Consider the following 7,448-nt stretch of genomic DNA (forward strand, 5'->3'; position numbering starts at 1 on the left):
TTCGACGCGCTGCCGGGCCAGGCGGTGCTGCTGACCCCGCTGCGCACCGCCTCCGGCGAGGTGACGGACTTCCGCATCGCCGCGGCCACCCCGGAGGCGACCGACGTGTTCGGCCAAACCGGCCGGGACCTGGTCGGCAGGCACCTGTTGGAGAACTACCCGGCGGTCGCGGGCGCTCCCCTGTGGCGGGGCTGTCTGCGGGCGCTGGAGACCGGGGTGCCGTACGAGAGCGAGCCGTTCGCCTACCAGGAGGCGGGCATCCCGGCGCCGGCGACCGCCACCTACACGGTGCGGGCGGCGCCGCTCGGCGAGGGCCTGGTGCTGACCTGGCTGCGGTACGACCCCGAGGACCGGCAGGAGCAGCGGCTGGCCGACGTACAGCGGCTGGGCAACCTCGGCTGGGCGAACTGGAACCTGCTCACCGGCGAGATCGCCTGGTCCGCGCAGACCTACACGGTGCTCGGGCGGCGCGCCGACCAGCCGCCGCTGCCGCTGGAGCGGCTGCCCGACCTGGCCCGGCCGGAGGACGCCCGGCCGCTGGCCCGGGCGATCGCCGGTCTCGTCTCGCACGGGCACCCCCTCGACGTGCCGTTCCGGACCGAGACGGCCGCGGGCGTGCGGCACCTGCGGATGGTCGCGGAGGCGGTCACGGCGCCCGACGGCACCCCGGCCGAGGTGCACGGCTTCGTCCAGGACCTGACCGCGCAGCGCAGCGCCGAGCTCGCGCTGGTGGAGAGCGAGCGCGAGATGCTGCTCCAGCGCGGCACCCTGCAGGCCGAGCGCGCCCTGGCGGCCCGGCTCCAGCACGCCCTGCTGCCGCTGCCCAGCAAGCCGGTGCGGCTGGCCGGGCTGCGCGTCGAGGTCGCCTATCTGCCCGCGCAGGCCGGCATCCACGTCGGCGGCGACTGGTTCAGCGCCATCGAACTGCCCGGCTGCGACGCGCTGTTCGTGGTCGGCGACGTGGCGGGCCACGGCATCGACGCCGTCGCCACCATGGCCCAGCTCCGGTTCACCGCGAAGGGCATGGTCAGCACCGGCTCCTCGCTCACCGGGGCGCTGGCACGGCTCAACCAGCTGCTGCTGCACTCCCGTGACGGCCAGATCACCGCCACCATGATGCTGGCCCGCTACGACCCCGGCCGGCGCCTGCTGGCCTGGGCCCAGGCCGGGCACCCACCGCCGCTGCTGGTGCGCCGGGGCGAGGTGCGCTTCCTGGACCGTCCCGGCGGCATACTGCTCGGCGCGACGGCCGCGCCCGTCTACGCGTCGCTGGAACTGGCGCTGGAACCCGGTGACCGGCTGCTGCTGTACACCGACGGGCTGGTCGAGCGCCCCGGCGAGGGCCTCGACGCGGGCTTCGCCCGGCTGGCCGAGGCGGTGCGGGCGGACGGCTGCGGCGAGTCCGGCTCGCTGGACGCGCTGCTGGCGGCGATGCTCGTGGACGAACGGCGGGACGACGTGTGCGTGCTGGACATCCGGATGCCGCTGGAGGAGGTGCAGGACGCGGTGACGCCCGCGGATCCGGACGCCTAGGCCCTGTCGTCGGCTCAGGCGGGGTGGCCCGCCTCGATGCCGGCGGCGTCGGAGAGCCGCAGCAGCGGTCCCGGCCGTCCCTCGCCCCACCGGACGGGGTCGAGCACATGGCCGACGTGGTCGCCGCCGTCGACGCGGTGCACCACGGTGCCGACGAACCAGGCCGCCACCGCGTCCAGTACGACGGCGCCGGCGGGCCCCTCCCGCCAGGCGAGCCCCGCGAACTTGTCCTCCTCGTCGCCGGTCCGGCCGCCGAAGCGTTCGGCGAGGTCCCGCTGGTCGCGGGTGAGCAGGTGGACGGCGAGGTGCCGCGCGGCGCGGGCGACGCGGTAGGTGTGGTTGGCCTTGGACAGCCACACGACGAACCGGGGCGGCCGGATGGAGCACTGCGAGGCGAAGCCCACCAGGCACCCGGCGCGCTCGCCGCCCGCGACGGCGGTGACCACGCACATGTCGGGGTCCGTCCGGTCGAAGAAGCCGTCGAGGTCCCCCGCGTCCGCCACCCGCCCACCGCCGGCCGGCGCGCCGTCCGCGTACTCGGTGCCGCTCTCGTCGCCCATGTGCTCCGCTCCCGTCCGTCGCCGCCCGGTCCGGCCCGCTCGGCCGGTGGGGTGTGGTTCCTGCTGGCGGTGTGCCCCGCGTACCGCTCCCGAATCGTCGCCGGAGCCGGCGCGCGGGCGAAGCGGGCAACGCGTGTCGTCCCCGGTTCCCACCGCCCTCGTGCTAGAAGCGCCATCATGATGTCTCGCTGGTCGCGTCCCTGGTCACGCCGTGCCTTCCTGGCCGCCGGTTCGGGCACCGCCGCCGTGCTGGGCCTCGGCACCACCTGGGCGTTGACCACGCCGGACGAGTTCCCGGCGCTCAGGGCGAGGTGGCGCACCCTGATCCTCGGCGAGGGCTTCGATCCGGCCGCCGAACCCTTCCGGTCCCGGCTCGCCGACCTGGGCGGCACGGCAGGCCGGTACCTCGCCACCATGGCCCCGGCCGCCGGCTCCCTGTGGCCCGACCTGGTGTACGCGGACCCGGAGCCGGACCAGGACGAGGTGTCGTACGCCTGCTCCTCCCGCCTGAACAGCAGTTACGCCCGGCTGAGCACGCTCGCGCAGGCCTACTGCCAGCCGGGCACCGGCCTGACCGGCGCCCCGCGGGTGCGCGACGCGCTCCTCACCGGGCTCGGCCACCTCCACGACGACGTCTACCACGCCGGCCAGGCCCCGTACGGCAACTGGTACAACTGGCAGATCGGCATCCCGCAGGCGCTGCTGGACCTGTGCGTGCTGCTGTACGACGCGCTGCCGGCCACGCGGCGGGCCGGCTTCCTCGCCGCGGTGGACCACTTCGTGCCCGACTCGGTCGTGGCCGGCTACACCGGGAACAGCACCGGCGCCAACCGGGTGGACCTGTGCCGGGTGCTGGCGCTGCGCGGGGTGGTCGGGGCGGACGCCGGCAAGGTGGCCCTCGCCCGGGACGCCCTCTCCCCCGTCTTCCGGTACGTCACCTCCGGCGACGGCCTCTACGCCGACGGCTCCTTCATCCAGCACCGGTCGGTGCCGTACACCGGCTCCTACGGCGCGGTGCTGCTGGGCGGGCTGGGCCTGCTGTTCGCGCTGCTGGCCGGCTCCGGCTGGGAGGTGACGGATCCCGGCCGGCAGCACGTGTTCGACGCGGTGGAAGGGGCCTGGGCGCCGTTCGTGTACAACGGGCTGGTCATGGACGGCGTCTCGGGCCGGGCGATCAGCCGGGGGCGCGCGGCCGACGCCCGTCTGGGACAGGACGACCACACACGCGGGCACGCGGTGCTCGCCTCGATCGTGCTGCTCGGGCAGGGCGCGGGTCCGGCCGAGAACGCCCGCTGGCGGGGTCTGGTGAAGGGCTGGATGGAGCGCGACCGCTCCAGCCCGCCGCTCGCCGACCCGACGCTGAGCGTGCCGCACCTGGCCCGGCTGAAGGGCGTCCGGGACGACGCGTCGGTGCCGGCGGTGCCCGAGCCGACCGGGCACCGGCTGTTTCCGTGCATGGCCCGGGCCACGCACCGCCGGCCCGGCTGGGCGGCGTCGCTGAGCATGGCCGACCGCAGGATCAGCCACTACGAGACGGGCGACGGCGAGAACCTGCGCGGCTGGCACACGGGTGCCGGGATGCTGTACTGGTGGGGCGCCACGTTCGGGGGCGACCAGTACGGCGACGCCTTCTGGCCGACCGTCGACCCCTACCGGCTGCCGGGTACGACGGTCTCCCGGAAGGTGCTGGCGGACGGGGCGGGCGGCGACTGGGGCGCGGTCAGGCCGGACGTGCACTGGGTGGGCGGGGCGACCGACGGGCAGTGGGCGGCGGCCGGCCAGTACCTGAAGGGTTTCCAGTCGTCGCTGCGGGCCAAGAAGTCGTGGTTCTTCCTGGACGACGCGGTGGTGTGCCTCGGCGCGGGCATCACCTGCGCCGACGGCACCGCCGTGGAGACGACGGTGGACAACCGCAACCTCGGTGCCGCGGGCGACGCCCCGTTCACGGCTGACGGCACGGTGGTCCCCGGCGGCGCCCCGTGGTCCCGGACGCTGACCGGGGCGGGGTGGGCGCACCTCGGCGGGCACGGCGGTTATGTGTTCCCGGGCGGGGCGACGGTACGGGCGCTGCGCGAGGCCCGCGACGGCAGCTGGAGCCTGATCGACAAGGGCGGCTCGACGGCCGTCCTGACCCGCACCTATCAGACGCTGTACCTCGACCACGGCACCGACCCGGTGGACGCCGCGTACGCCTATGTGCTGCTGCCGGGCGCGACGGCGCAGGCCACCCGGGCGCGGGCGGCGGACTCCGGGTGGCTGGGCGTGCTCGCCAACTCCGACCGCCTGCAGGGTGTCTCGGTGCCGTCGGCCGGGTTCACCGGGGTGAACTTCTGGTTCGGCGGCACGGCCGGCGCGCTCACCGCGAGCGATCCGTGCTGCGTGGTGGTCCGCGAGAAGGCCGACGGCACGGCGGTGATCGTGGTGAGCGACCCGATGCGCATGCGCACCGGCCTGACGGTGACCTGGCGGCGGGCGGTCACGGCGGTGACGTCCGCGCCGGCCACCCTCGTCTCCTCGGCCACCGGGGCCGAGCTGACGCTGACGTTCGGGGATCTGTCCGGCACGGCGGGGGCCGGGCAGCGGGTCACGGTCGGGCTGGGCCGGCCTCTGCGCGCGCGAACCGGCTCAGGGACGCCGTGAACGCGGCGACGAAGCCGTCCCGGTCCCGCTCCGGGAGCGCGTCCAGGGACAAGTAGGGGTTGAGGTCCTCCAGTTCGACCAGCAGCAGACCGCCGTCGGGCGCGCGGCAGGCGTCGACGCGCTGGATGCCGCAGCCGAGGGCGTTCCAGTCGATGAACCGGCGCGCGAACTCCAGGTCGGCGGCGGTGGCCGGATACGGCTCGAGTTCCCAGCGGCGCTCGGGATCGGGCGCGTACAGGGCGTACTGGAAGTCGTCGTCCACGAAGTAGAAGGACACCTCGTAGGCGAAGTCGACGCGGGGCTGGATCAGGACGTCACCGGTGGCGAGCGCGCCGAGTTCCGCGGCGGACACGATCCTCAGGCCGAGGGAGTCGGCGCCCAGCTTCGGCTTGACCACGTACCGTTCGGCGGCCGGCAGCGCGGGCAGGTCCGCGGCGCGGTCGACGGTCGGGATCACGGGGAACCCGGCGGCGGTCAGGTCGAGCAGGTACTGCTTGCCGGCCATGTCCGCCTTCCCGGTGAGCGGGTTGTAGACACGGGTGCCGGCGGCGAGCGCCCGGGCGCGGAAGGCGTCGTACGCCCGCTGGTAGCCGAGGACGGGCCCGCTGTTGCGGACCACGACGGCGTCGAAGCCGTCCATCAGGGCCGCCGCGTCCAGCGGATGACACAGCGCCAGGTCGAAGTGGGCGCGCAGCCGTGAGGTCAGGTGGATGTCCTCGTCGTGGTAGCGGCGCCCGCGGGCCTGGTACGCCAGATCGGTGACGTACAGCAGACGGGGACGTGCGGCGGGCATGCGAGGTCTCCTGGGGTGGGGGCGGGTGCCGGCGAGCGGTGAAGAAAGGTTACGCCGCAAGGTGCGGCCTCCTTCGTCCGCCCCTCGGTGCCGGAGGCGCGATACTCAGTACCCTCTGGGGGCACAACCACTGCACTCAGTGCCAGGAAAGCCGTCCGGGTGCTACGTTCCCGTCCATGAGCTCCAGCAGCGCGGTGCCGGCCGCGAAGCCGCCGATCCGGGACGCCCTGGTGGCGGCGGCCTTCCGGCTCTTCCTCGAGCGCGGATTCGAACAGACCACCGTGGACGACATCGTGGCCCTGGCCGGGGTCGGCCGGCGTTCGTTCTTCCGTTACTTCCCCTCCAAGGAGGACGTGGTCTTCCCCGACCACGAGGGCTGCCTGGCCGACATGACCGCCTTCCTCGCGGCGAGCGGCCCGGAGCACGAGCCGGTGCGGCGGGTGTGCGACGCGGCCCGGCTGGTGCTGCGGATGTACGCCGAGAACCCGGCCTTCTCGGTGCAGCGCTACCGCCTCACCCGCCGGGTACCGGGGCTGCGCGCCTACGAGTTGTCGGTCGTGTGGCGCTACGAGCGGGCGCTCGCCGAGTACCTGCGCGGGCGGTTCGCGGGGCGGCCCGACGGGACGCTGCGCGCCGACGTGATCGCGGCGGCGGTGGTCGCCGCGCACAACAACGCCCTGCGCTCCTGGCTGCGGTCGGACGGCGTGGGCGACGCGAACGCGGCCGTGGACCACGCGCTGGCGTATGTGCAGACGACGTACGCGCGTACGGCGGACGACCCGGTCGTCCACGGCGGCCCGGCGGGCGCCGGGGCCGGGACGGGCGAGGACGTGGTGGTGCTGGTCTCCCGCCGGGACGCCCCGCTGTGGCGGGTGATACAGGAGCTGGAGACGGTCCTCGACCGCCCCTGACCCGTCCCCGGTGTGCGGTTCGGCTGAATTTGGGGGTACGCAGTGCCTTTACGAGTGACACTGAGTGCCATACTCTGACGGCGTGCACGGTGGCACGCCAGCCGTGCTCACGTGTGCCCGGTCCGCCCCCGGGCACGCGGGTTTCCGGCCGAGCGCAGGGAGTGACCAGCGTGTACCACCACTCAGCAAGCACCTCGGGACCGGCGGCCGGTTCCGCGACGGGTGTTCTCGACCCCGCCGCCGACTCCCGGGACGCCCTCCTCTTCCAGCGCTGCACCTGGTGCGGCACCGCGATGTACCACCGGCTGCTGTGTCCGGTGTGCCAGGGCAGCGAGCTGCGCACCGAGCGCAGCGAGGGGGTCGGCACGGTCCGCCACTCCACCGTCGTGCACCGCAACACCCCCGCGGCGCGCAATGTGTCGCTGGTGGAGATGGCCGAGGGGTTCGTCGTCCGCGGCCGGGTGATGGGCCCGCCGGTCGGCATCCACAGCGGCGACCGGGTCCGGCTGTCCACCGCCAAGGACCCGGTGCGCGGGGAACCGGTCTTCCAGCTGGTGGACGAGCCGTACCGGGCCTGGACCTGACCGTCGTACGGCCGCCTCGGCGGCTCCACGGCGACGGGACCTCCTCTCGTACCCCCACGGGACCACCGGACGTGAACGCCTGCCCGGCGGCGGGTCCGACGGCGAGCGCGGGCACCTCGTCGCGCGCGCCGGCCGCCGGGCACGCCGGCTCGGGCCCCGGTTGTGCGGGCCCGCGATGTGATCCATCACCCGCCGCGCACAGGCAACCCACAGCCTCCGCCTTCCATCCTCCGGGGGCGAAGGGACGTCCGGGGCCGCCCGGACGTCCGAGGTCGGGGTTCAAGGAGGAACTGTGGTCCGTGCCCGGCACATTGGGGTGGTGGCCGCCGCGTTGCTCGCGGTGGCCGGGGCATCCCCGGGGGTGGCGCTCGCCGACTCCCAACCAAGTGGCATCGACGGGGCGTTGGCGCCCCAGGATGGCACGCCG

6 protein-coding genes are annotated in these 7,448 nt (G+C 74.6%); 4 read left to right on the forward strand and 2 right to left on the reverse strand.

Annotation, left to right across the window (positions count from 1 at the left end):
- A partial coding sequence (locus H5J33_RS17335; RefSeq protein ID WP_181795829.1) for a SpoIIE family protein phosphatase occupies positions 1-1,533 on the forward strand: 1,533 nt, incomplete at its 5' end.
- 14 nt (positions 1,534-1,547) lie between these two features.
- Here the strand turns inward: H5J33_RS17335 and H5J33_RS17340 are convergent.
- Positions 1,548-2,093 carry a flavin reductase family protein gene (locus H5J33_RS17340; RefSeq protein ID WP_181795830.1) on the reverse strand — a complete coding sequence of 182 codons (546 nt, stop codon included), beginning with the start codon at positions 2,091-2,093 and terminating at the stop codon, positions 1,548-1,550.
- 180 nt (positions 2,094-2,273) lie between these two features.
- Here H5J33_RS17340 and H5J33_RS17345 point away from each other — a divergent pair, with 180 nt between their 5' ends.
- On the forward strand, positions 2,274-4,733 hold the full coding sequence (locus H5J33_RS17345; RefSeq protein WP_181795833.1) for a polysaccharide lyase 8 family protein: 2,460 nt from the start codon (positions 2,274-2,276) through the stop codon (positions 4,731-4,733).
- Here H5J33_RS17345 and H5J33_RS17350 read toward each other — a convergent pair.
- On the reverse strand, positions 4,678-5,526 hold the full coding sequence (locus H5J33_RS17350; RefSeq protein WP_181795831.1) for a hypothetical protein: 849 nt from the start codon (positions 5,524-5,526) through the stop codon (positions 4,678-4,680). The two genes, H5J33_RS17345 and H5J33_RS17350, sit on opposite strands and share 56 nt — an antisense overlap.
- 176 nt (positions 5,527-5,702) lie before the next feature.
- Between H5J33_RS17350 and H5J33_RS17355 the strand changes: the two genes are divergently transcribed.
- Together H5J33_RS17355 and H5J33_RS17360 are read left to right on the forward strand one after the other, a co-directional pair.
- Positions 5,703-6,437, forward strand: coding sequence for a TetR family transcriptional regulator (locus H5J33_RS17355; protein WP_181795832.1), 735 nt, complete (start codon positions 5,703-5,705; stop codon positions 6,435-6,437).
- A 170-nt stretch (positions 6,438-6,607) separates the two neighbouring features.
- Entirely contained in the window at positions 6,608-7,021 is a 414-nt protein-coding gene (locus H5J33_RS17360) for a Zn-ribbon domain-containing OB-fold protein (RefSeq protein ID WP_030779863.1), read from the forward strand.
- Positions 7,022-7,448 lie beyond the last annotated feature (427 nt).

The sequence above is a fragment of the Streptomyces sp. WELS2 genome, from assembly GCF_013870595.1.
Classification (GTDB): Bacteria; Actinomycetota; Actinomycetes; order Streptomycetales; family Streptomycetaceae; genus Streptomyces.